Source organism: Pseudomonas sp. SB113 (assembly GCF_040754745.1).
Lineage (GTDB): Bacteria > Pseudomonadota > Gammaproteobacteria > Pseudomonadales > Pseudomonadaceae > Aquipseudomonas > Aquipseudomonas grimontii.
The window spans coordinates 1-502 of sequence record NZ_JBFMHW010000116.1 but is presented as its reverse complement, the minus strand read 5'-3'; the positions used below and the strand labels follow the sequence as shown (position 1 = coordinate 502).

Genomic DNA, 502 nt, shown 5'->3' with positions numbered 1-502 from the left:
CGACGAGCCGACAACCGCTCTCGACGTAACCACGCAGATCGACGTGCTCGCTGCCATCAAGGATGCGATCCGCGATACCGGCGTCGCCGCGCTCTACATCACGCACGATCTCGCGGTCGTTGCGCAGGTGTCCGACGAAATCATGGTTCTGCGCCACGGCAAGCTGGTCGAATGGGGCGGCACACAGCAGATCATCAAGCATCCGCGTCAGGAATACACCAACGCGCTGGTTTCCGTGCACGAGATCGAGCATCAGGAACAAGCCCCCGGCGAAAAGCCTGTCCTGTCTGCCAAGAACATCACCGCCTCTTATGGCGGCGGCAAGGTGAAGGTTCTGAAGGACGTCTCCGTCGATATTTTCGCGGGACAGACATTGGCGGTGGTCGGCGAATCCGGCTCCGGAAAATCGACGCTAGCACGCGCCATAACCGGGCTTCTGCCGCCCGAGCAGGGCAGCGTCACCTTTGCGGGACGCACGCTTTCGAAGCGCCTTGCGGAACGC

At 61.8% G+C, this 502-nt stretch carries 1 protein-coding gene; it reads left to right on the top strand.

Going from position 1 to position 502, the window contains the following annotated elements; genetic code table 11:
* The coding region (locus AB1462_RS31730) for an ATP-binding cassette domain-containing protein (protein WP_367249035.1) at positions 1–502 on the top strand (502 nt) is incomplete at both ends.